Annotated in this window: 23 protein-coding genes; 11 read left to right on the forward strand and 12 right to left on the reverse strand. The window is 45.7% G+C overall.

Going from position 1 to position 20,235, the window contains the following annotated elements; translation table 11 throughout:
• Window positions 1-22 precede the first annotated feature (22 nt).
• The gene (locus V2H45_RS04675; protein WP_330482461.1) at window positions 23-370 is read left to right on the forward strand and encodes an SH3 domain-containing protein; all 348 of its coding nucleotides are present in this window, start codon (window positions 23-25) and stop codon (window positions 368-370) included.
• Between the two features lie 266 nt (window positions 371-636).
• On the opposite strand, the gene V2H45_RS04680 is transcribed toward V2H45_RS04675, so the two are convergent.
• From V2H45_RS04680 to V2H45_RS04690, 3 genes are all read right to left on the reverse strand, one after another.
• Entirely contained in the window at window positions 637-2,097 is a 1,461-nt protein-coding gene (locus tag V2H45_RS04680; protein ID WP_330482462.1) for a DUF4335 domain-containing protein, read from the reverse strand.
• On the reverse strand, window positions 2,094-2,663 hold the full coding sequence (locus tag V2H45_RS04685; protein WP_330482463.1) for a DUF3038 domain-containing protein: 570 nt from the start codon (window positions 2,661-2,663) through the stop codon (window positions 2,094-2,096). The genes V2H45_RS04680 and V2H45_RS04685 overlap by 4 nt, the downstream gene beginning before the upstream one ends.
• Window positions 2,664-2,761: 98 nt before the next feature.
• Window positions 2,762-2,923, reverse strand: a complete 162-nt coding sequence (locus V2H45_RS04690) for a hypothetical protein (RefSeq protein ID WP_330482464.1) — start codon at window positions 2,921-2,923, stop codon at window positions 2,762-2,764.
• 201 nt (window positions 2,924-3,124) lie between these two features.
• Between V2H45_RS04690 and V2H45_RS04695 the strand changes: the two genes are divergently transcribed.
• Window positions 3,125-3,568, forward strand: coding sequence for a T3SS (YopN, CesT) and YbjN peptide-binding chaperone 1 (locus tag V2H45_RS04695; protein ID WP_330482465.1), 444 nt, complete (start codon window positions 3,125-3,127; stop codon window positions 3,566-3,568).
• Between the two features lie 19 nt (window positions 3,569-3,587).
• Here the strand turns inward: V2H45_RS04695 and V2H45_RS04700 are convergent, their stop codons facing one another.
• Entirely contained in the window at window positions 3,588-4,364 is a 777-nt protein-coding gene (locus V2H45_RS04700) for an MBL fold metallo-hydrolase (protein WP_330482466.1), read from the reverse strand.
• 305 nt (window positions 4,365-4,669) lie between these two features.
• On the opposite strand from V2H45_RS04700, the gene V2H45_RS04705 reads away from it, so the two are divergent.
• From V2H45_RS04705 to V2H45_RS04715, 3 genes are all read left to right on the forward strand, one after another.
• Entirely contained in the window at window positions 4,670-6,505 is a 1,836-nt protein-coding gene (locus V2H45_RS04705; RefSeq protein ID WP_330482467.1) for an iron uptake porin, read from the forward strand.
• A 25-nt stretch (window positions 6,506-6,530) separates the two neighbouring features.
• Window positions 6,531-6,848, forward strand: coding sequence for a hypothetical protein (locus V2H45_RS04710; protein WP_330482468.1), 318 nt, complete (start codon window positions 6,531-6,533; stop codon window positions 6,846-6,848).
• Window positions 6,849-6,971: 123 nt separating this feature from the next.
• Window positions 6,972-7,289 (forward strand): hypothetical protein, encoded by a 318-nt coding sequence (locus tag V2H45_RS04715; RefSeq protein WP_330482469.1) that lies wholly within the window; start codon window positions 6,972-6,974, stop codon window positions 7,287-7,289.
• 121 nt (window positions 7,290-7,410) lie between these two features.
• On the opposite strand, the gene V2H45_RS04720 is transcribed toward V2H45_RS04715, so the two are convergent.
• Window positions 7,411-9,399, reverse strand: a complete 1,989-nt coding sequence (locus V2H45_RS04720; RefSeq protein WP_330482470.1) for a S9 family peptidase — start codon at window positions 9,397-9,399, stop codon at window positions 7,411-7,413.
• 27 nt (window positions 9,400-9,426) lie between these two features.
• Complete coding sequence (gene bchM / locus V2H45_RS04725) at window positions 9,427-10,101, reverse strand: magnesium protoporphyrin IX methyltransferase (RefSeq protein ID WP_330482471.1); 675 nt, start codon at window positions 10,099-10,101, stop codon at window positions 9,427-9,429.
• 98 nt (window positions 10,102-10,199) lie between these two features.
• On the opposite strand from bchM, the gene mutY reads away from it, so the two are divergent.
• The 3 genes from mutY (at window position 10,200) to V2H45_RS04740 (ending at window position 12,689) form a co-directional block, all read left to right on the forward strand.
• Complete coding sequence (mutY, locus tag V2H45_RS04730; protein ID WP_330482472.1) at window positions 10,200-11,351, forward strand: A/G-specific adenine glycosylase; 1,152 nt, start codon at window positions 10,200-10,202, stop codon at window positions 11,349-11,351.
• Between the two features lie 297 nt (window positions 11,352-11,648).
• On the forward strand, window positions 11,649-12,230 hold the full coding sequence (locus tag V2H45_RS04735) for an antibiotic biosynthesis monooxygenase (RefSeq protein ID WP_330482473.1): 582 nt from the start codon (window positions 11,649-11,651) through the stop codon (window positions 12,228-12,230).
• A gap of 204 nt (window positions 12,231-12,434) precedes the next feature.
• A complete protein-coding gene (locus V2H45_RS04740; protein ID WP_330482474.1) occupies window positions 12,435-12,689 on the forward strand; it encodes a DUF559 domain-containing protein in 255 nt (84 codons plus the stop codon).
• Window positions 12,690-12,764: 75 nt separating this feature from the next.
• Here the strand turns inward: V2H45_RS04740 and V2H45_RS04745 are convergent, their stop codons facing one another.
• From V2H45_RS04745 to V2H45_RS04755, 3 genes are all read right to left on the reverse strand, one after another.
• A complete protein-coding gene (locus tag V2H45_RS04745) occupies window positions 12,765-13,340 on the reverse strand; it encodes an HNH endonuclease family protein (protein ID WP_330482475.1) in 576 nt (191 codons plus the stop codon).
• Window positions 13,341-13,346: 6 nt separating this feature from the next.
• Window positions 13,347-14,576: an AAA family ATPase gene (locus tag V2H45_RS04750; RefSeq protein WP_330482476.1), complete on the reverse strand. Its 1,230-nt coding sequence runs from the start codon at window positions 14,574-14,576 to the stop codon at window positions 13,347-13,349.
• Between the two features lie 179 nt (window positions 14,577-14,755).
• Entirely contained in the window at window positions 14,756-14,929 is a 174-nt protein-coding gene (locus tag V2H45_RS04755; RefSeq protein WP_330482477.1) for a hypothetical protein, read from the reverse strand.
• Between the two features lie 288 nt (window positions 14,930-15,217).
• Between V2H45_RS04755 and V2H45_RS04760 the strand changes: the two genes are divergently transcribed.
• Both V2H45_RS04760 and V2H45_RS04765 read left to right on the forward strand, forming a co-directional pair.
• Window positions 15,218-15,847 carry a Uma2 family endonuclease gene (locus V2H45_RS04760; protein WP_330482478.1) on the forward strand — a complete coding sequence of 210 codons (630 nt, stop codon included), beginning with the start codon at window positions 15,218-15,220 and terminating at the stop codon, window positions 15,845-15,847.
• Between the two features lie 30 nt (window positions 15,848-15,877).
• Window positions 15,878-16,078, forward strand: a complete 201-nt coding sequence (locus V2H45_RS04765) for a hypothetical protein (protein WP_330482479.1) — start codon at window positions 15,878-15,880, stop codon at window positions 16,076-16,078.
• 40 nt (window positions 16,079-16,118) lie between these two features.
• Here V2H45_RS04765 and V2H45_RS04770 read toward each other — a convergent pair whose 3' ends face one another.
• Together V2H45_RS04770 and V2H45_RS04775 are read right to left on the reverse strand one after the other, a co-directional pair.
• On the reverse strand, window positions 16,119-16,565 hold the full coding sequence (locus tag V2H45_RS04770; protein WP_330482480.1) for a DUF6334 family protein: 447 nt from the start codon (window positions 16,563-16,565) through the stop codon (window positions 16,119-16,121).
• Window positions 16,562-18,997 (reverse strand): GH36-type glycosyl hydrolase domain-containing protein, encoded by a 2,436-nt coding sequence (locus tag V2H45_RS04775; RefSeq protein ID WP_330482481.1) that lies wholly within the window; start codon window positions 18,995-18,997, stop codon window positions 16,562-16,564. Before V2H45_RS04775 ends, V2H45_RS04770 begins: the two co-directional genes overlap by 4 nt.
• Before the next feature lie 113 nt (window positions 18,998-19,110).
• Here V2H45_RS04775 and V2H45_RS04780 point away from each other — a divergent pair, with 113 nt between their 5' ends.
• Window positions 19,111-19,800: a Uma2 family endonuclease gene (locus V2H45_RS04780; protein WP_330482482.1), complete on the forward strand. Its 690-nt coding sequence runs from the start codon at window positions 19,111-19,113 to the stop codon at window positions 19,798-19,800.
• A gap of 108 nt (window positions 19,801-19,908) precedes the next feature.
• On the opposite strand, the gene V2H45_RS04785 is transcribed toward V2H45_RS04780, so the two are convergent.
• The coding region (locus V2H45_RS04785) for a hypothetical protein (RefSeq protein ID WP_330482483.1) at window positions 19,909-20,235 on the reverse strand (327 nt) is incomplete at its 5' end.

Consider the following 20,235-nt stretch of genomic DNA (forward strand, 5'->3'; position numbering starts at 1 on the left):
TGGTTCGTCAAACATGAAATCTATGAACATTAAAGCTTTATTACTCGCCGCGATCGCATCTACAGCCACACTTTTGCCCCAATTTACCCCGATCGCTGCTGCCCAAGAACGGAGCGATTGCAATGTCGAAATTGTAGGGCGACAGCAGGGTTCGCGTGTGAATATGCGGACAGGAGCAGGAACCGAATATGGCAGCCCAGGTTTTATCTTGGTCGGTCAAGTTGTGAATATGTTAAATAATTATTCTGGAAATCGCATTAGCCGTATAGATAGCGAAGGCGCAACTTGGTTTTACGTGGAATATACCCCAAGTCGAACCAGAGGCTGGGTGCGCGAAGATTTTATTGCACCCAATTGTGTAAATTATTAATCGTTCAGCTTTAGTTCGGGTTAAAGATTTTGGAACAAAGCAAGCCGACTTGCTGGAACCGAGGGGTTTGCTCCCCTTGAAAAAGGGAAGTGAGTTCTCCCCCCTTTTTTCAAGGGAGGCTGGGGGGGGATCCTTGGGATGTATAGCGTTTCAGGTTCTCTTATCCCGAACTGACGTTGTCTATCTAGAGAACTCGATCTACCCCTCCATCTAGTTTCAGAGATTCGGGAAAACCTCATAGACTGTCTGCCATAGAAGCGAAAGCACTATTGGATTTGTAGAACTAATCGCAATTTAACAGGAGCATTTGATACACTTCCCTGAAGGGCTTGAGGTACAGTCCAGTTAAGCAGCGATCGCTGAATCTCATCCACCGATGCTTTGCTATCGGTATTGTAAAAATTCGAGGATTGCGTATCGATCGCAACGGATTCCACATGGCGATCGCGTAGCACCAATTCGATTTCGATTCTTCCACGTAAAGTTGAAGGCAACCGCAGGGTTTGCAAATATTCAGAAAGGGATGTGATGTAAGCATTTGAGGTGTCTTTGCGCAGCCCAATCTCAGTATCGACAGACTCTAGGCTGACAACTTTAATCGCAGAAGGGCGATCGCGATCTTGAAGTCTGGGCATCGCATCTTCTACAGGTTTGGTTGTGCTTGAAGTTACCGAACCTGAAGTAGTTTCGTCTACTTTTCTTTCCGCAGCCAGATCTCTTCCCGATGGGGAAGGAACTGTGGCATGACCCGATTGTACCGACGTTTCAGGCTGCTGTCTTTCTTCCAATTTAGGTTCCAAATTCGGTACGATTGGATTTGCCCGCATAGGTAATGGAGCAGGAGCGCCGCTAGGAGTATTCACAGAAGCAGGAGGTGCTACAGATACCTTATCGATTTCTGGGCGGCGGAAGCGATCGTCCGTAGTACCAAAGTTCGGTTGCATCGTAGGAGTTGTAGGAGTTGTAGAGCCAATATTCGGTGTAACTTGCGTTCTCCCATTTCCCTGCGATGGCGTTTGGACTGAAGGAAGTGGAGCGGTCTTATTGGAATTTGGTTGGCTGAGATTTGGCTGACTGGGCTGCATCGCCACATTTCCATTGGGAGCCTTACTGGGGTCTTTGTCTAAACCTTGATTTGGACTAGTCTTGGCACTGCCCACACCCGATCTGGCTTGGGGAGAAGTGGCTTGTTCGGAACTAGAACCCACATTAGAATTAGGTGTGGAAGCAATCTGTAAGCTGGGAGACTGCGGCGTCAACAGGCGTAGTCCACCTAAGGTTACACCAACGGAAGCGATCGCCACTGCCACAATTTTTAGCCAAGCAGGCGTTACCCGTCTGACCTCTAGCTCAAGGCTGGGCAAGATGGCGATCTCATCGGCACATTGCTCTAGGCTTGTAAACAGATCGAATAGCTGGAGCGTACTCAAGTTGAGCGCGTGAAAATTCGGAATTGTGAGGGTATGGGTGAGATCGGGCAATCGATCGCTACTTAACAAGCGATCGACATGGGTAATCACTGCCTCAATCAGCCTTGTCATCTGGCTTTGATTCCCTTTAATCACCTTTTGCTGTGTTTGCTGCTCGATCCGCAGGCGGAAGCGGAGATTTTTGGCAACAGGACGATCTGTCCATTCTGACAGGGGCGATCGCTCTGACCACACCTCTAGCAAACAGGTAGGCAGATCGTAGCGACGCATTTGGGATGTCTGGGATTGAGAATTCATGAACGGCTGCGCTCTAATAAAGCCACCCAAAGATGGCGAGAACCCGTAGGCGAACTATAAAACAATAGGTCTATTAATAATTTTAACGCTAACTTTTGTAATGCTTCGGGGGCTAGTTGATCTTCTTCTGCCATGCGCTCTTGATAGAGGTTGTTAAACTGGTCGAGATAGTCCCCCAAGATTGCCTCTTTGTAAGGTGGGCGCTTGTTTGCCGTACATTTCTCCAACTGTGCCACTGCATTCCGAATGCCGAACTGACTTTTTACGGCCAGATACCCGCTGATCAGGGTCATGGCTCTGGCTTCATCGACGTCCAACTTTTTGCGTCCCCCCTTGCCTTTACGCAACGGGCTTGCCTGCCGCAGTCGCCAAAGTGTAATGCGATCGCTGAGTACCTCATGTAAGCCTAAATCTTCAGCCGCTTGTAGCATCGCCTCAGAGCCAATCCCCGTGAGGGCTTCTAATGCCAAGAGCACCAAGTCCAGATGCGCCTTGATCGGCTGCAATTGGGCTAACTCCGCGTCTGGGGAAATATTGGAAGTGTCCGACGATCGCTCTGGGTTCATGCTGTAAAGTGGTTAGCCAATCTTTAGCCAAATCTGAAGACGCGCTGTATTAGAGGCTTGTTGCAAATTGATACAGGTATTTTGCGAAAGTTTTCGATTTATGTCGATATATCCTGAGGTTTCGTCGTTTTACCGCGATTGAGAAACATTTGTTGGTATTTTAAAAAACTGGTGTGCCATTCATGAAAGCGGCGATCGCCATCCCTGACCAGCATTTGGCGATAATGCTCTGAGTCAATATAGTTTGTCTTTGCCGTCATAAATTTTACCCGTAGATAAATCTGAGTAAGTAAGCAATAAGTAACCAAGAGACATCATAGCGTAGTCAAAATTACCAATTAAATGTCAGAATTTCGGCAGAATAAGAAGCAGTTAACTTTACGTTAACGCTATCTCTATTCTTAGCGCTCAGATATCAAGCCATCTAAATATTTTGTAAAGGCCTTAACCCCAGAGTCGAGATGAAGTTTGCAACCATCGCCCAAAAAGTTTGTTACGAAAAAATTAAGCCTTGGCTCCATGAAATGTATGAAAACTTAGCGATTCCACCCTACGATCTGCCGATCTTTATTTTGCCGATGGGGTCGGCAACGGCAATGGTGGAGGTGCTGCCTTGGGGCAACTCGGAGGCAATTATTGCTACTTGGTCTTATGTGGTTACAGGAGCAGAGCTAACTGCCGATCTGATGCGATTTTTGTTAAAGCAAAACTCTGAGTTACAGTTTGGCGTGTTTAGCGTAGATGACGATGGCGATATTCGATTTCACTCGACCTTGGTGGGTTCTACCTGCGATCGCAAGGAGCTCCATACTTCTGTCTCATCGGTGTTGGAAACTGCGGATAGATATGATGATGAAATCGTGGAAACTTGGGGCGGCGAACGCGCTTTAGATCGAATGTATTAGCTTGTGTATTAGCTTGATTCTAAATGCAGGATTTCTGAGCTAGAGGCACTTCAAATCGTTCCCAAGGGGTTGGTTCGATCACTTCTGTAGTCATGCCATTTTGAGCCAACAGCGATCGCATCTCCTTCGCACCACCCTCGGCTTTTAGGAACTTTAGGAGCAATCCTTCAAAGGTAATATCTCCACCTGCGGCTGTAGGTAAAATCACTTGTGGCTTAAGCCACTGGGCTACCTGTAAGGTTCCTTTTTGCCCTTTAATTACAGCTCCCAGTAATGGAACCTTTAGATCGATAATTGGCGTAATCACCACATCCACAGGCGCGGAATCCTTGAGCGTAGGGGAATGATAACCGTGGGGTTCGTAATATAAAGAAGTTCCATTGACCAAATCGCGCAGAATATAGCCATTTTCTACAGCGGTGGGGCCTACAGGCGATCCAGGGACGGCTTTGATTTCCAGTTGCTGGGGCAGGGTAAAGGTTTCGCCATGTGCCAAAGTTGTGACTTGGGTATAGCCCAATTCCTTCACGACCTTTGCCGCATTGGGAGAAGCCACCACAGGAATCTGGCGATCGAGCCGCTTTAGCGTAGGGATATGGGCGTGATCTTCTAAACCCTGCGACAACAGGATCAAATCAATGTTTTCAGGAATCGAGCGAGGGGTCTTGCGATCGCTTTTAAATAGCCAAGCCGCATTGCCAAACATCAAACTACCCACCAACCAAGGGTCGAGCAAAATGTGTTGTCCGCCCAATTCGATCGACCAAGAATTGCTGTCTAGCCAAGTTAGGTGCATAGGAGTTTTTTATAAGCTGCTAAGACTATTGTAACGAATTGTTAATGACTTAACGCGATCGCAAATCTCTGAAATCCCCAAATCCCCTCAAAAAGTTTATAGGAAGCAATTCTTAATACGGACGAGCTCGATCGATTATAGGTGTTTGGGGCTTGCAAGTAACCTCACCCCCTCTGCGTGCAAGGTTTTAATAGTTTCTTATCCCCAAATGAGAATTATTGCGTTGTGTGTTCATATTTATCTCATATCTCCACATTCCATGTATTATCTATAGCGTGCGTTAAGAGTGTGTCAGGAGTCGTCAAATGTCCTTTAGATTTCAGGAAATTAACAATCGTCAAGATCGGCGCAAAGTGAATTTATTGTGGTTTGGGGCAGCGATCGCATCTTCCACGCTCATCGGGGGTATTGCCCAAGCCCAAACCAAACCCGTTCCAACCAATACCGCAAAGGCAAGTGATTCGAGTTTGATTCAAGCGATCGGCAGCGATCCGATGCTCAAGCGTCCGCAAGAAAAAACTGCTCCCGCCCGCGAACTATCAACAGAATCGGTTCTGATTCAAAAGATCGGTCAAGAGAAAGTCATACCTGCCACCAATAAAACCGCACAGAATGTCACCTCCGTTTCGCAGCTAAGTGACGTTCGTCCCACCGACTGGGCATTTACAGCATTGCAATCTCTGGTTGAGCGCTATGGCTGCATTGCAGGCTATCCCGATCGCACCTATCGCGGTCAAAGAGCCTTAAGTCGTTATGAATTTGCTGCGGGTCTGAATGCCTGTCTCGATAAGATTAATGAAATTATTTCCGCAGGCTTGGCTGATAAAGTCAGTAAAGAAGACCTAGCGGCTCTACAGAAACTGCAAGAAGAGTTTGCTGCCGAACTTGCCACCCTGCGCGGGCGGGTCGATGCCCTAGAAGCTAAAACGGCAAAACTTGAAGCCCAGCAATTTTCCACGACCACCAAACTTTTCGGACAAGCCATCTTTGGTTTACAAGGACGGACAAATAATACTTCCAGAATTGTTGGTGTAAGTACCCCTGACACTGGAACCAACCTCACGCTTGGCAGCAATGTCGAACTCACATTCTTAACGCAGTTCGATCGCCGCAACGTTTTGCTTACAGGGCTTAGCATTGGCAATATCTCCACAGCAGCAACTGGAAACAGTGGCTTTAACAACTTATTTACGCGGTTAGGCTACGAGTCCATCACAGGAGATACGGGCAACGCCGTTGTCCTCAGCGATTTAACCTATCGCACGCTTGTTACCGATAACCTCGCCGTTATTGTTGGACCTGCGGGCGTTAACCCGATCACGGTTTTTCGGGGGCCCAATCGTTATCAGAGTGCTGGACAAGGCTCCATCTCATTATTTGCTCAGCGCAATCCGATTTTAGGGCTTGGTAACACAACGGGTGGGGTTGGATTTGACTGGCAAATCAGCAAAACCATGAGTTTACAAGGTGTTTATGCAGCGTCTGCACCAGCAACGGCGAATGGTAATGGCGGCTTGTTTGGTGGAAACTATACCGCAGGCGCACAATTTGTATTTGCACCTGTCGATCCTGTAGATATCGCCTTGTATTATCTCCACTCGTATACAAACAATGCAGGATTGGGTAGATTAAATACAGGTGTGGGTGATGACATTGTGGCAATTAACACTCTGGGGGGGACGTTACCAACGCATACAGATGCCTTTGGCAGTACATTGAACTGGCGAATTTTGCCAAAGCTTAACTTTGGTGGATGGGTTGGCTTTACCAGCTCAACAGTCAACGGTTTGTCAGGCAGCGTTCAGACCTTTAACTGGATGTCTTATCTAACTTTCCCCGATCTATTTAAGGATGGTAATTTGGGGGGCATCTATGTAGGTCAACTGCCTAAAATCACAGGTAGTGACTTGAGTGGCAATAGCAACGTTCCTGACTATCTCAGCAATCCACTATCGGCAACATCTGGAGCCGCAGCGGGTGGGCAGAGCACTGCCACAACCCATCTAGAAGTGTTTTATCGCTATCGAATTTCTAACAATATCAGTATTACGCCAGGTTTGATTTTCCTATTCAATCCAGGCAATCGTACAGGTAGCGATACGATCACTATCGGTGCGATCAGAACAACTTTTACATTCTAAACATTGCCATGGAGGCAGACTAGTTATGTCTAAAAAATTATGGATAGCTATTGCCCTTGCTAGTTTTAGTTTTATCCCTTTGCTTCCCACATTAACTCCTACTGCTTTTGCGGAAGGAACGAATGTTTTCAACGACAACTACAATGATGACGGCAATAGGCTTCGCAGTAACATCATTGATATGTCTCCTGAAGGAGATATATCTGTGGTACGCATACAAAGTCCCTCTGTTGGTATTCTTCCGACATTACCTATATTTGTAGCACCCCCGCCACCACCACCCCCGCCACCCCCCCCGCCTCCTGTAGCACCACCGCCTCCGCCTCCTGAACCACCTGCGTAGTTGGGCTAAATTAATGCCAATGAATAATTGCTGATTTGGTGGAAACACCTGAATGATTTGGTACTTTCATCAGTGCCAAATCATTTTTTATATTCTAAACACTGCCATGGAGGCAGACTAGTTATGTCTAAAAAATTATGGATAGCTATTGCCCTTGCTAGTTTTAGTTTTATCCCTTTGCTTCCCACATTAACTCCTACTGCTTTTGCGGAAGGAACGAATGTTTTCAACGACAACTACAATGATGACGGCAATAGGCTTCGCAGTAACATCATTGATATGTCTCCTGAAGGAGATATATCTGTGGTACGCATACAAAGTCCCTCTGTTGGTATTCTTCCGACATTACCTATATTTGTAGCACCACCGCCACCACCACCACCGCCACCACCACCACCTCCTCCTGTAGTGCCACCACCGCCGCCACCACCACCTGCGTAGTTGTACTAAAGCCAATGAATAACTGCTGATTTGGTGGAAACATCTGAATGATTTGGTACTGACGAAGGTACCAAATCATTTTCATCATGGGGTTCCTTACGGAGCCAAAATATCACCGCATCTATTGCAAGTGTTGCTGAAAAAAACGTAGGGTATGCCCAATCTCTAAGACCTGATTGCTACGCTTGCCTGCACCATGTCCCTCATCAGGAAATACGATCAACTGGGATGGAATCTGGCGTTTCTCTAGTGCCGCTTGCATTTGTACTGCTTCCCCCACAGGTACGCGCGGATCGTTTGCCCCTTGAACGATTAGCAAAGGGGACTTCACCCGATCTACATAGGTAATCGGAGAGAGAGCAATCAAGGCAGCCCGATCGCGATCGGGGTCGCCATATTCAGAAGTTCGTAAGAGTCGCCTTGCTGCTGCGGTATTTTGCAAAAAGGTCAGCAGATTGCTCATGCCTACGATGGATACCCCTGCATCATAGCTGCCTGCAAATTTTGTCATTGCCATCAGTGCCGAATATCCGCCATAACTCCCTCCCATCACGCCAATCTTGGGCGGTTTGCCATTCACTTGCCAATTCGCACGGATATAGAGGGCGGCATCTTCAATATCGGTAATCACTTCTAACCGTTTAGCGCCATTGTCTGCATTCAACCAAGTTTTGCCATAGCCCTCACTGCCGCGCACGTTAGGCTCTACATAGATAAACCCTGCTTTGACATAGATTTGTGCCAGTCGATTAAAGCCTGCCTTACTCTGGGCTTCAGGTCCACCATGAAAATGTACGATCGCAGGGCAGGTTTGCGGGCACTGCTTTGGGCGATAGACAAACATGGGAATCTGCGTACCGTCACGGGCAGGATAGGATTCCAACGTACCAGCGACAAACTCGTTGGGATCGATTTCTGGGGTGCTAGGGAGTACCCATTGGGTCAAGGTTTGGGTTGACCAGTCATAGACATAACTGGTGCGGGGGGCTTTGGCAGTCTCCACGCCAATTGTGGTAAAGCGACCGTCATGCGTGGTCGTACCTGCATAGACTTGATTGGCTTGGGGAAATTGGGGAAGTGGAATGGGTTGAAATGTCCGCGCATCGATCGCTTCGAGACGGCTATACCCGCGATCGTTGACTGTATAGAGAATGCGTTGCTTGGTGGTATCGATATCAAAGCTAGAGATATCCATAGGCATTGCTGGCGTAATCGGTGAGAATTTGCCACGCACGGGATCTTTTACTGGGTCTTTCGTTGAATCTTTTGCCGAATCTTTTACTGGGTCTTTTATATAGCGATAGAGGCGGCGAAACTCGTCAAATTTTGAAGTCAGTACCAACAATTCCCCAGGATGAGCGCCAAATTCCGCCCGATAATCTTCCTTTTCGCCCTGCCCTAAAACAGGGGTGAGTTGCTTGGTGGTCTCGTCAAATTCATAATATTCCCGCGACTGGCTCCCCGTGGCTTTGCCAAACAGGAATTTCCCATTGGGTAATGCATCCGCAATCCACCACACGCCCGATTCTGCCAAAATCAGGGTTTTCTGTTTTGTTTGCAGATCGTAGCGATAGATTGCATAGGAGTCGGGACGCAGATCGTTGGCAGAGAAATAGATCGTGCGAGAATCATCGGCGATGTATTGCAGCGAAGTTTTGACCTTGGGCTGATGTTGGATCTCCTGCACTGCCCCACCTTGGGTGGACTGAAGATAAAGCCCTGCATTTTCTTCGCCTTGACGATCGCGTGATAATAGCAAGTACTGCCCATCGGGTGTGATGCCCACCATCGAGGTGGAATCTTGTCCGCCCGTGACTTGCACGGGAAAGCGTTGCGCCCCATCAATTCGCCACACTTGGGATGAACCCGTTGCTGCCCACCCAAAAAACAATTTCTTGCCATTGGGGGTGAGGAATCCTAGCCCAGGCGATCGCACGTCTAAGATTGCCTCAATTTGTCTGGCGATCGCAGGGTCTAGGGCAGGCGGTGCATAGCGTTTGAGCGTAGCTGCATCCACACTGTTTTTCCCCAGACCTGTGTAGGCATAGGCAGGCGAAATCAAGCCGAGTGAAAGGCTAAAGGTCAGAACCAAAGATGTTGTGAATTTCATGCTTTCTATTCAGCTTTTTTAGCTTCGTTAATTGCGAACGCCTTCTAACAAGCGCGAAAAGTAAAACTGCGTGCAGGTTAGTTCTTTACGCTTTACCTGAAATCCATTATCCGCCAATAAGCGTTTGATATCAGACTCAGCATGGAGATAAGCACGGGTGGTTTTGCTGGGACCGGGGAATAGTTCGCCCACTTTTTTGAGTAAGGAGTAATAGGTATTTTTTGGGGCAAAACTGAGGATTAAGCGGGATTTTGCCATGGATGCCAAGTGTTTAATCATCGACTCGGCTTGCTCGATCGGATAGTGAATCAGCACATCCAGACAAATCACCGTATCGTATTTGCCCGATAGGCTTTCTAAGTCGCTAACCGTAAATACTGGGTTTTCAGGATCGGTAGCGCGTTCTTTTGCCTCTGCAATCATTTGCTTGGAAATATCGCTGGCAAAGACCTTTGCACCTGCGGCGGCGAGGGGCAGGCTTAAACTGCCAACCCCACAACCTGCATCGCAAACGCTAATTTGGCTGTAGTTGCCGTCTTTTTTGAACCATTGCAGTACGTAGTCTACGGTCTGCTGGTGTCCTGTGCGAATATCTAGTTGTACTTTATTGACTTTGACGGATTCATCGGCATAGATGCGTCGCCAACGGTCAAAGCCAACAGTATTGAAATAATTGCGGACAACTTCTTTGTCAGTGGTCATATCTTAAGGGTTTAGGATTAAATTTGAGTCTATGAAAACGCACAAGCATTCATAATTCTACTGAACAAGCCACCTACTCGAATGATTTTTCCGATCGCATGACATTGACAATTGCCGATCGCTTATTACATTGGTACGACCAACATCGCCGCCAGCTACCTTGGCGCGGCGATCCCGACCCCTATGCGGTCTGGGTATCAGAGATTATGCTGCAACAAACCCGCGTTGACACGGTAATTCCCTACTACGATCGCTGGTTGGCGCAATTTCCTGCGATCGCCGATCTAGCTGCGGCTTCTTTAGAGGATGTTTTGAAACTCTGGGAAGGCTTGGGCTATTACAGTCGTGCCAGAAATTTACATCAAGCTGCACAACAAGTCGTTCGAGATTTTGGCGGTCAACTTCCCAATAACCTGCAAGACCTGCGGACATTATCGGGTGTCGGCAGATACACCGCTGGCGCGATCGCTTCCATTTGTTTCGATCTCGACGAACCGACGCTGGATGGCAATATTCGGCGGGTGCTCTCTAGACTGTTTGATGTGGTGGAACCTTTAGGCTCTTCTCAAGGCGATCGCATCCTTTGGGAACTGGCAAGAACGCATCTTCCCTCTGGACGGGCGGGGGACTACAACCAAGCTTGGATGGATTTAGGTGCGACGATCTGCACGCCGCGCAATCCTCAATGCGAACTCTGTCCGCTGCGATCGGATTGTCAAGCCTATGGGTTGGGTATTCAAAGCGATCGCCCTGTGCCGAAACCCCGCAAACAAATTCCTCAGCGATCGGCTGTGGCGGCAATTATTCTATCGGGATCGAAAGTCTTGCTGACAAAGCGACAGGAGAAAGGCTTGCTGGGCGGATTGTGGGAGTTTCCCTGCTGCTATGTGGATGAGAATTTTACTGGCGATTCCTTACAGGACGCGTCCCGCCGCGAAGGGGCAAACCTGCCAAAGTTCCTACACCAATTCCTTTTGACTGAATTTAGTACTGAATTTGGCTCTGAGTTCGCGACTGCATTTGCGAAGGAATTTCCTGTGGAAACCTATGTTCCCAATTTGTTTGGAACCTACAAACATGCCTACACCCACTTTCGGGTGACGCTTCATGCCTATCTTTTTCCCTTTAAAGAATCATCAGAGAAATTGGGCAAACACCCCTGTTTAGATTGGGTTGCGATCGCCGAATTATCCAACTATCCCATGGGAAAACTCGCTCGTCAGATGGCTCAAAAATTGGCAAAAGCATAAGTTAGCTAGGAATTGTGACTGCTTTTTTATTGAGTCTTTAGCATGAATGCCCACTCAGTAGAGCCGCAAATCTGCGCTCATTAAATGCAAGCCAATCAAGATGTTTGGTTTAATACACAACTTATTCGCTTCAGAGGGATATTTTTTAAATAGAATAAATAGAGTTCTAATTTGCATATAAATGCAGTACTTAAACAAAAGCGCCCACCGTGTAAAACTATGGAGTTAAACTCCAATTTTTTATTGAACTTGTCACAAGGCAATACTTGTAATTAATAAAAAGGAAGGTAAAATTCCATGTTAGAAGATTCGCTAACCATTGGAACAGATGAAGATTCTCAAGTCACTGCAATCATTTCTCATGTAGTGAAACTAGGTCGTGAAAAAGGCTACGAAGAATGGTTTCATGGAATTGCCACAGATGCGCGAAGATTTAAAGGCCATTTAGGTATCAGTGCCATTCGACCCCATGACCATATCCATCCTGAATATGTGGCGATCCTCAAATTTGATCGGTACAACAATCTCAAGATTTGGTTGGAATCTGATGTTCGGAGAGACTGGATCGAACGATTACAACCACTGATCGAAAAGCCAGAATCAATTCAAACCATGGTCGGATTGGAAGCTTGGTTTAGCCTACCCAATCAGCCGTTTAAATCTCCACCACCTCGTTACAAAATGGCACTGGTGACGTGGTTAGGCGTTTTCTTTACCCTAATGATTCTCAGCAATCTGCTAGCTCCACTCCTATCGGGGTTGCCTATTTGGCTTAATCAATTAATCACTACTGGACTGGTAGTTCTATGTCTCACCTATGCGATCATGCCTCGCCTAACCCAACTATTTCGCAAATGGCTGTATCCCACCCTTCCATAAAACGGAATGAATTTGAGGAGATAGACTGTGTCGCCTAACCTGATGTAATTGCATCATACCTGGCACAGATCCCCGACTTTTTGTGGGAATGACAAAAGTTATCTATGATCTGCAAAGAAAAAGTCGGGGATCTAAATTCGCATGGATTTAAAATAAAATATTCAAGAGGAATAGAATAGGGATACTTTTAGAAGAATTATGGCAATGCCTAAAGACTCTAATAGGATTCGTGGCACTACAAGAGAAATTGAGGAAGCAGCTCGTCGTTTACGCCAAGAGTTAACATCTGCGGAGTCAATTTTATGGCAAGCATTACGAGGTCGGAAGCTTGAGGGACTAAAGTTTCGCTGTCAGCATCCTGAAGGAAGATTTGTTGTCGCCACCGAGTACGGGCAGGTCATAGGTGCGGCGATAAATCTTGATTCGCCGTTTGCCGTTGCTATTTTTTTCGGGTTTTGATTCTTGAGTCATGGCGAGTTATAGTGCATTGCAGGCATTATAAGCCAATAAACGAAATTGTTGTGATAGAAATTGCTAGGGTAAACCTTGCTGTTTTTTAAGTGCGCGAGCAAGTAAAGGGGCATCGCGTTCAAGCTGTAAAATCGTCATATTTCCTTCTTTGTAGGCATCATAATAATACTGTCGTTGTTGGAGAATCCAATCACCATCTTGAAGTTGTAATTGTTTCAAGGTGAATTTTGCGCGATCGCGAAACTCCTGTGGAATAAGTGGTGTTAAGACGAGCTGTAATGAGGGCAAGATAATCTCAAACCAATCCTCATCAACTTCAAACGGATCGAGAATGCGAGTATCGTAATTCTGTTTGCATCCATTGATTCTACTAAATGCATGGCGATAGTTTGACCACTCATAAGCTAGATGGGGATAATTCTTTTTGCTTAAATAGTGATCGACTGTTCCATTTCCACTTGGAATTCTCATGACAGCATAGCTACAAAGATCGTCGAATCTCTTTGCAAGATCTGAATTTGATATTGACCAGTAGTCTTTTGGCAATTTATCAGGATTTTTACGAAGCCATTGATTTCCTTTTTGTCGGACTTTTTCATCAAAATCCTCTGGTTCATCAGAGAGAATAAACTTTTTCATACAGCCCTATTCTGCGGTAACAACCCAACGTCGCCAAAACGAATCATTGTCTGGCACAACCTTGAGAAGTTCTTGATGAATTGATTCTTGCGATCGTAAGTTGTTGGGGAACTCCTCTAAAGAGTCGCCGCGCATTAGGGTGTAAGCTGCCTCGATCGCTCTTTCTGCTTCTAGTGATTTTGGTCGTTGTAGCTCAAAAATTGGCGAGGTCAGCCAGTTATTCGCATCCCCAAACTTAGTCCAAGCTAATTCCTCTAAATCTACGGTTTTACCTTCCTGTTTGAACAAGAAAAGTTTATCAGTTTCCTCATCGAAATAGGGTTCGGCAGAGGCTAGAACTAAAGGAGAATGTGTTGTTGCGACGACTTGGATCTTGACATCAGGATTTAAAATTTTTACAACCTCAAGGATGGCAGGAAGAATTGTGCGTTGCCATTTAGGGTGTAGGTGTAATTCAACTTCATCGATTAATAGGATGATTTGGTTTACAGGCTTCTGTTTAGTTAGTTTGCAGGCTTGTCGATGCTCGTACCAACTCCAGACGAGAAGATATGCAAAATTTAGTACTCTTCTTAATCCTGAGGATGTTTGCGTAAGTGGAACATTACCGTAGGGTAGATCGACTGTAGGTATATCTCTAACATCATCTAAAAGCACGCGCCTAGGCTTTGCGACTTTAATCGGTTCTTGAGGATGAGCCAGTTTTTTAATCACCGCACGCAAGAGATTGAAAATCGTGCGATCGCGCTGATTTTGCCAATAAACCCAGTCATGGATCAATCCGTTGCATATAACCTTGTCTTCGTTCGATCTCAGTCCATGCCAAAGTGTACTGGGAGTAAAGTGATAGTATCTTGTAGCTGCTCTAGCTTGTGTAAACCTCGTGAAATAATGACGTAAAGGATCGTAAACAGAGAAGTTCCCATCTACACGACAGTAAATTACTATGGCTGTTTGTATTCGAGATGACTTCCTATCCCATTGCTGATTAGAGAAATGGAATGGGATAGTATAATTCTCATGTGAGATAGATGCTTTAATTTCTGGTGAACCTGATTTAGAGTCAGGGATGACAATACTATCTGCCCAAGATTCTGTCAGGGCAAACCACGCAACGTCGAGTAAAAAACTCTTGCCTAAGCCATTATCGCCTGTGAGAATATTGAGCCGATCGCCAAATTCAATATCAAACTTTGGCGCAGGTCCAATTCCTTGCAGATGTAGTTCCTTTAGCATAGTCTTTCTCGATCTTTAATATCACTCAATGCTACCAAACAAAAATTTCATCTCATTTATACCCAGTACTAGGATTACTATTGGTAGTGCTTTGTTTGTCAGACTTAGGGTTTGGCTCTTGAGTCACTGCGATTCTTAGTTTGCTTGGGCTAGTATAGCCCCATAACCTAGCGTAGTTCCTAGAAAAAGCCAAATCTACTTTCCAGACAGTGCTCCTGCTGCCTATCCTGTGTTTTATTGAACCTATAGCCGCAAGCTAAAGTGGGGGCGTGAAAGTTGGGCTGAAGTATGCGATCGCTAGCGCTTGAAGTCACAATCCACAATTCCTCATCATCCCAATCTTGTTCTTGCACTGTTATGTTTGCGTATTAATTATTTCTATGCCAAATTTTCTCATATTTGATAAGGTTTTACGATTGAGTAGCTTTCAAATTTCAGATTTCAGCGATCGTATTTCAATCCCATAAACAAAGTTGTTGTGATAGAAACTGCTAGCGATGTCTAGCGATCGCTGGGCGATCTGCTTGCTCTTGGACTTTTGGTAAACAGTTTTGTAGATCGCGCCTTAAATGGCATATGTTATGCTTTAGTTTCCATGCAATTCGCTTCTAAAACACCTAAAAGCTTGAGCAGGAATAGCTATGGCGATCGCGAACTCTCTATCCCCTTTGACCATTCTCGAAAATGGCGATCGCTTAGATCGAGATGAATTTGAACGTCGGTATGCCGCATCAAACATCAAAAAAGCCGAACTGATCGAAGGAATTGTATACGTGGCATCTCCCTTACGCTTTAGCTCTCATGGAAAACCCCATAGCCAAATCGTCGGCTGGTTAGTAACTTATCAATCGATGATTGCAGGACTGGAAGTTGGGATAGAGCCAACCGTGCGCCTTGATGAGAACAATGAACCTCAACCTGATGCCGTGCTATTTCGTTTAGGAGGTAATGCTCAAATCGATGATGATGGTTACATCACAGGTGCGCCAGAACTCGTTGTCGAAATTGCTGCTAGTACGGTTTCCTACGATCTTCATAGTAAAAAACGCGCCTACGAACGCAATGGTGTAAAAGAATACATTGTCTGGCGGACATTAGAACAACAAATCGATTGGTTTGTTTTAGAAAATGGCGAATATCAGAGCTTAGAACCCGATGCCAATGGAATGCTCTGTAGTCGAGAATTTACAGGGTTATGGCTCAATGTAAATGCACTTTTGAGTCATGATATGGCAGCAGTTCTAAAGACATTGCAAAGCCAAAATAATTGATTAACCACTAACCACCAAAGAGTTTGATCTATGCTAATCCAGAAGATTGTCCAAGAACTACAAGATATTCCAGAAGAAAAACTTGCCGAACTTTATGACCTGATCCACTACTTTCGTTTAGGTTTAGGTCAAGAACGCAAACAACCTCGCATCCCTGGATTATTAAAAGGACAACTTGACAATTCTTTCTTTGACCCATTACCAGAAGAGGAAATTCAGCGATGGCAATGAGCTACCCATTGGTATATACATGACGTAGCCGACCCACTTATCAATCTGAGCTTTTACTACTTACATGTTCTCTTACTAGGTGGAAAATGTGGAAGCTTGATGCTAATACCTGTAACTGAATAATTGTCGGAATGTTGGGTTCGTCATTGGGTTCATCCATATAAGCAAACTGAATGCCATCAAAATAGCCTTGCTGATTGGTTAACAACCATGCCCATTGCAAACGATGATGAAGTAGTTTCTGCCACGGTTTTTGAGAAGAAACATCCATCAAAGTATAGCCACTTTCCACGACAGGCAAGAAAGTAGTTAATTCTACTGTATCGTCTTCTGCAACTGCATTGACAACAAGAAGTCTATGCTCTGCATGAAGTATTAGAGATACTGGAGCAAAGTCGAAGTAATCATTGAATAGATACTCGACTTTTGTAAGGAGTCCGCTTTCGTGGACAAAATCATAAATTACTTTAAGAGGATCGTTTATCATTTTTCTAGTTGTGCGATCGCGATATTCAACTCAGTTTCTGGATACAAACTGAGATCGAGGAAATTACCTTTAACTTCCACACCATTGACTTGCATCGAGCTAACCCCTGAGTTTTTGCCAAGGGGATTTTTGACATGCAGATGCAGGGTCTTGCCGCGAAACTTGCGTTGGGCGCGAAACTCTTGCCAACCAGAGGGGATATGAGGATCGATCGCCATGCCAGTTAACGTAGGTTGGAAGCCAATGATGAAGTCGATACCGATGCGCAGCATCCATACCGCCGTGCCCGTCAGCCATGAGTGGCTCGCTTGTCCTTGGGTGGGGTGATCTGGACTGGTGACATATTCGGCATAAACATAGGGTTCGACTTCATAGCGATCCATGTCTTTTGAGGAATTTAACGGCATCATGCGCTGATAAATCTCAAAGCCAAAATCGACATCTCCATTCAGTAAAGAAGCGAGTACGAACCAAGAGGATGCGTGATTAAATATGGCTCCATTCTCTTTTTTCCCAGGTACGCAGCGACTGATTAAGCCGACATTATCCTCAACTTCCGTATAGGAAGGAAAGACAATCTGCATTCCATAGGGTTTGGCGAGATATTTTTGACAGGAGGCAAGGGCGCGATCGCCTCTTTCCTTAGGAGCTAGACCCGAGATCACAGACCATGATTGCGCGTTGAGAAAGATTTTGCCTTGGGTATGCGCCGAGATTCCAATCGGTTCGCCATTATCTCGAAACGCCCGCAAGTACCATTCGCCATCCCAGCAGATATCATTTACGCTCTGACCGATCTGCTCGTACACTGTTTGGAATCGCGAGAGGGTCTCGCGATCGCCATGCAGTTCCAAAAGTGGGAAAGTTTTCTTGAGCACATAGCCTAAAAAGAAAGCCCCCCAAGTTGTTTCTCCTTTTCCCTGCGGGCCCACATAATCGAGCGTGTCATTCCAATCACCCGTCATGATCTTGGGCATACCATGTTCGCCTAAATTGGCGATCGCGTAATCCAAAGCGCGAATGGTATGTTCGTAAACCGTTCCGCCAGCATTGCTTTCTGAATCGTCATGATAGGCAACCACTTCATCTAAGATTGAGAAATCTGCCGTCTCGTTCAAATATTCCACAATCCCAAAGGGAATCCATAGGGGGGTGTCAGAATGGTTGGTGCGTTCGCCTGTATTCGTGAGCTTAAAGAAATTATGCAGCGTCGAACCATTTTGAAATTGAAAGCGCAGCGCATTGAGCAATCGCCTGCGCACGCGATCGGGATCGACCATGACCACGCCGAGAATATCTTGGAACTGATCTCTTAAACCCGTACCAAATAGCAAACCACCATGATAGTAACCCGCATTCCTTGCCATATCAAAGGTAACGGCGGCTTGGTACTGATTCCACACATTCAACATCAGATCGAAGTTGCGATCGGGCGTGCTGACCTGCACTGCGGATAAATGCCGATCCCACTTCTGTTTGAGCTGTGCAAATTGGCGATCGATGTGCTCCAAATTCGCCAGATTTTGTCCTTCTTTTTGCAGAGGGCTAGGATCGCCTTTGGGAGAAATTGCCAAGATGACAGCAAAGTTACTGGTTCCATGGGCTGGAAGTTCTAATTTTGACTGCAAAGCGGCGATCGGATCGCCTGCGGTAATCTCCGTATTCTGCATGACCCCTGTGGCGATCGCTTCGGGATTCGCTTCCGATCGCCAACGTCCGATGAAGGTGTCTAAACTGCTGTCAAATCCTGTAATGGGAAGGGTTTGTGTAAAGTAGATCTGATATTTCCAATCAATATTGGGCTGTTTCACGGATACGCCTTTATTGAGCACCCAATAACGCCGCGTTGCCACCAAGGCTTGCAGGTTGACATCGAAATGAATATCTGTGAAATGTTTGTCGTTGGGTTGATTGATCAGGTCGTTCAACGCATTTCCCATCAACAGTTCTGTGAAGGTGTAAATCTCTAAGTTGCGATCGCTTCCACTCAAATCTGTAAGTGTAATTCGCCAAATCTCGGCATTCGCATCTGTCGGAACGAAGTAGGTGATTTCACCCCTGATTCCATAAATCTCAGTAATAATCGTCGTATAGCCTTGTCCGTGATGGCATTCGTACTTGTCATAGTTGAGATCGATGGTGGGAGCCCAACTCAAAGACCAGTAGTTACCCGTAGAGACATCTTTGACGATCGCATAGCGACCGGGGCGATCCCAAGGCAGGCTGTTATAGCGCATGCGATTGATGCGATTGTCACGCGGCGAATCTAAGAAGCTGAACCCACCCCCCGTATGCGAAACCAACCCCGTATAGTGCCCATTCCACATATAGTTAAACCAAGGGCGCGGCGTTCTGGGGTTTGTAATCACAAACTCGCGATAGTCCTCGGTGTAGTAGCCGTATTGATTGGTAATGCGATCGGTGATGGTCATCTCTCGTAAAAAAATAGGATAAGATCGTGTGACAATCTCCGTAGATTAACCGAATTTGCGGCTTTTTAAAATGGTATAAATTGTAGAAGCTTTTCGAGGTGTAGATGATGAGTGTGACTCTAGATCAAAAAATCTCTGAGAACTCTTCCCAAAACACGCTTGAGCAAAACCCCGATCGATGGGTAAAAACCTCATGGGATGATTTTCTGAAGTCTATAAATCAGCCCAAATATGAAAAAGCCAAGTGTTATTACTACAAAGGAGAAGCAAGAGTCGAAACGATGCCGACTGGATCTGACCATGCTAACGACCATGCATTACTTTTGATAGCCATTGGTTTATTTGTTGCGGTTAAAGGTTTAGTCCTGAATGGGAAAGATAATTGTTCTTATCGCAAGGTTGATACGGCTGAAGTACAACCTGATATTTCTTATTATGTTGGCGATCGCGCACAGTTAATCCCTTGGGGAACGGGTGTGGTCGATTTGGATATTTACCCTGCTCCAGATTTAGCGATCGAGATTGCGAATAGCTCTTGGGCGGATGATGTCGGTAAAAAGCGATTAATCTATGAAGATTTGGGTGTAAAGGAATATTGGGTAATCGACGTTCGTAATGCGGAGATTTTAGCTTTTGCAATCGCTGAGACTGAAAGTGGTAAAGGGAGTTACAGAATCGAGCGATCGCAAGTAATTGCAGATTTAGAAATTTCGCTTTTGGCGGAGACGTTGCGCATGTCGCGACAACAAGATCAAGGTCAGGTCACAGCATGGTTACTGACACAATTGCAGCAGAAAAGCTAAAATCTAGACTTAAGTCTGGATACTGTTGCAGCAGTTGGCATAGCGCATGATTAACGATTGATGTCTTATGGCGATCGCCTCATACATCCCACAAAAATTGAGAATTTCTCAACTTCTATTTTTGCCTGTATTAGTTTTAACCCATTTCCAAATTCGTGTCACTAAAAAATATAGAGAGATTCCCCAAAGTAGGCTATTCAGAGGAAATGATAGCAATATTAGAATATCATTCCAAGGCTTAGCCCAAGACACAAAAAATTTGCTCAGCCAGCCCAATGGGAAGGAGAATATTTCCGTCAGTCGATCTAACAAGAGATCGTCTTGAGACGGGTGACTATACTCCCCAAATGCTTTGCCAAAACCACGAAATCCTAGGTATAAACTAAAGGGCATCTCTAAAAATACAAACAAGAGTAGGAAGGGATTTGAGGAAAA

Source organism: Tumidithrix elongata BACA0141 (assembly GCF_036349135.1).
GTDB lineage: Bacteria > Cyanobacteriota > Cyanobacteriia > Pseudanabaenales > Pseudanabaenaceae > Tumidithrix > Tumidithrix elongata.

What these genes read in the sequence shown, in the direction of transcription:
- V2H45_RS04720 (WP_330482470.1), bottom strand. Translation starts at nt 9,399, where the DNA reads ATGAAATTCACAACATCTTTGGTTCTGACCTTTAGCCTTTCACTCGGC.
- V2H45_RS04695 (WP_330482465.1), top strand. Translation starts at nt 3,125, where the DNA reads ATGAAGTTTGCAACCATCGCCCAAAAAGTTTGTTACGAAAAAATTAAG.
- V2H45_RS04690 (WP_330482464.1), bottom strand. Translation starts at nt 2,923, where the DNA reads ATGACGGCAAAGACAAACTATATTGACTCAGAGCATTATCGCCAAATG.
- V2H45_RS04685 (WP_330482463.1), bottom strand. Translation starts at nt 2,663, where the DNA reads ATGAACCCAGAGCGATCGTCGGACACTTCCAATATTTCCCCAGACGCG.
- V2H45_RS04765 (WP_330482479.1), top strand. Translation starts at nt 15,878, where the DNA reads ATGCTAATCCAGAAGATTGTCCAAGAACTACAAGATATTCCAGAAGAA.
- V2H45_RS04760 (WP_330482478.1), top strand. Translation starts at nt 15,218, where the DNA reads ATGGCGATCGCGAACTCTCTATCCCCTTTGACCATTCTCGAAAATGGC.
- V2H45_RS04750 (WP_330482476.1), bottom strand. Translation starts at nt 14,576, where the DNA reads ATGCTAAAGGAACTACATCTGCAAGGAATTGGACCTGCGCCAAAGTTT.
- V2H45_RS04715 (WP_330482469.1), top strand. Translation starts at nt 6,972, where the DNA reads ATGTCTAAAAAATTATGGATAGCTATTGCCCTTGCTAGTTTTAGTTTT.
- V2H45_RS04700 (WP_330482466.1), bottom strand. Translation starts at nt 4,364, where the DNA reads ATGCACCTAACTTGGCTAGACAGCAATTCTTGGTCGATCGAATTGGGC.
- V2H45_RS04775 (WP_330482481.1), bottom strand. Translation starts at nt 18,997, where the DNA reads ATGACCATCACCGATCGCATTACCAATCAATACGGCTACTACACCGAG.
- mutY (WP_330482472.1), top strand. Translation starts at nt 10,200, where the DNA reads ATGACATTGACAATTGCCGATCGCTTATTACATTGGTACGACCAACAT.
- V2H45_RS04740 (WP_330482474.1), top strand. Translation starts at nt 12,435, where the DNA reads ATGCCTAAAGACTCTAATAGGATTCGTGGCACTACAAGAGAAATTGAG.
- V2H45_RS04735 (WP_330482473.1), top strand. Translation starts at nt 11,649, where the DNA reads ATGTTAGAAGATTCGCTAACCATTGGAACAGATGAAGATTCTCAAGTC.
- V2H45_RS04710 (WP_330482468.1), top strand. Translation starts at nt 6,531, where the DNA reads ATGTCTAAAAAATTATGGATAGCTATTGCCCTTGCTAGTTTTAGTTTT.
- V2H45_RS04745 (WP_330482475.1), bottom strand. Translation starts at nt 13,340, where the DNA reads ATGAAAAAGTTTATTCTCTCTGATGAACCAGAGGATTTTGATGAAAAA.
- V2H45_RS04770 (WP_330482480.1), bottom strand. Translation starts at nt 16,565, where the DNA reads ATGATAAACGATCCTCTTAAAGTAATTTATGATTTTGTCCACGAAAGC.
- V2H45_RS04680 (WP_330482462.1), bottom strand. Translation starts at nt 2,097, where the DNA reads ATGAATTCTCAATCCCAGACATCCCAAATGCGTCGCTACGATCTGCCT.
- V2H45_RS04705 (WP_330482467.1), top strand. Translation starts at nt 4,670, where the DNA reads ATGTCCTTTAGATTTCAGGAAATTAACAATCGTCAAGATCGGCGCAAA.
- bchM (WP_330482471.1), bottom strand. Translation starts at nt 10,101, where the DNA reads ATGACCACTGACAAAGAAGTTGTCCGCAATTATTTCAATACTGTTGGC.
- V2H45_RS04675 (WP_330482461.1), top strand. Translation starts at nt 23, where the DNA reads ATGAACATTAAAGCTTTATTACTCGCCGCGATCGCATCTACAGCCACA.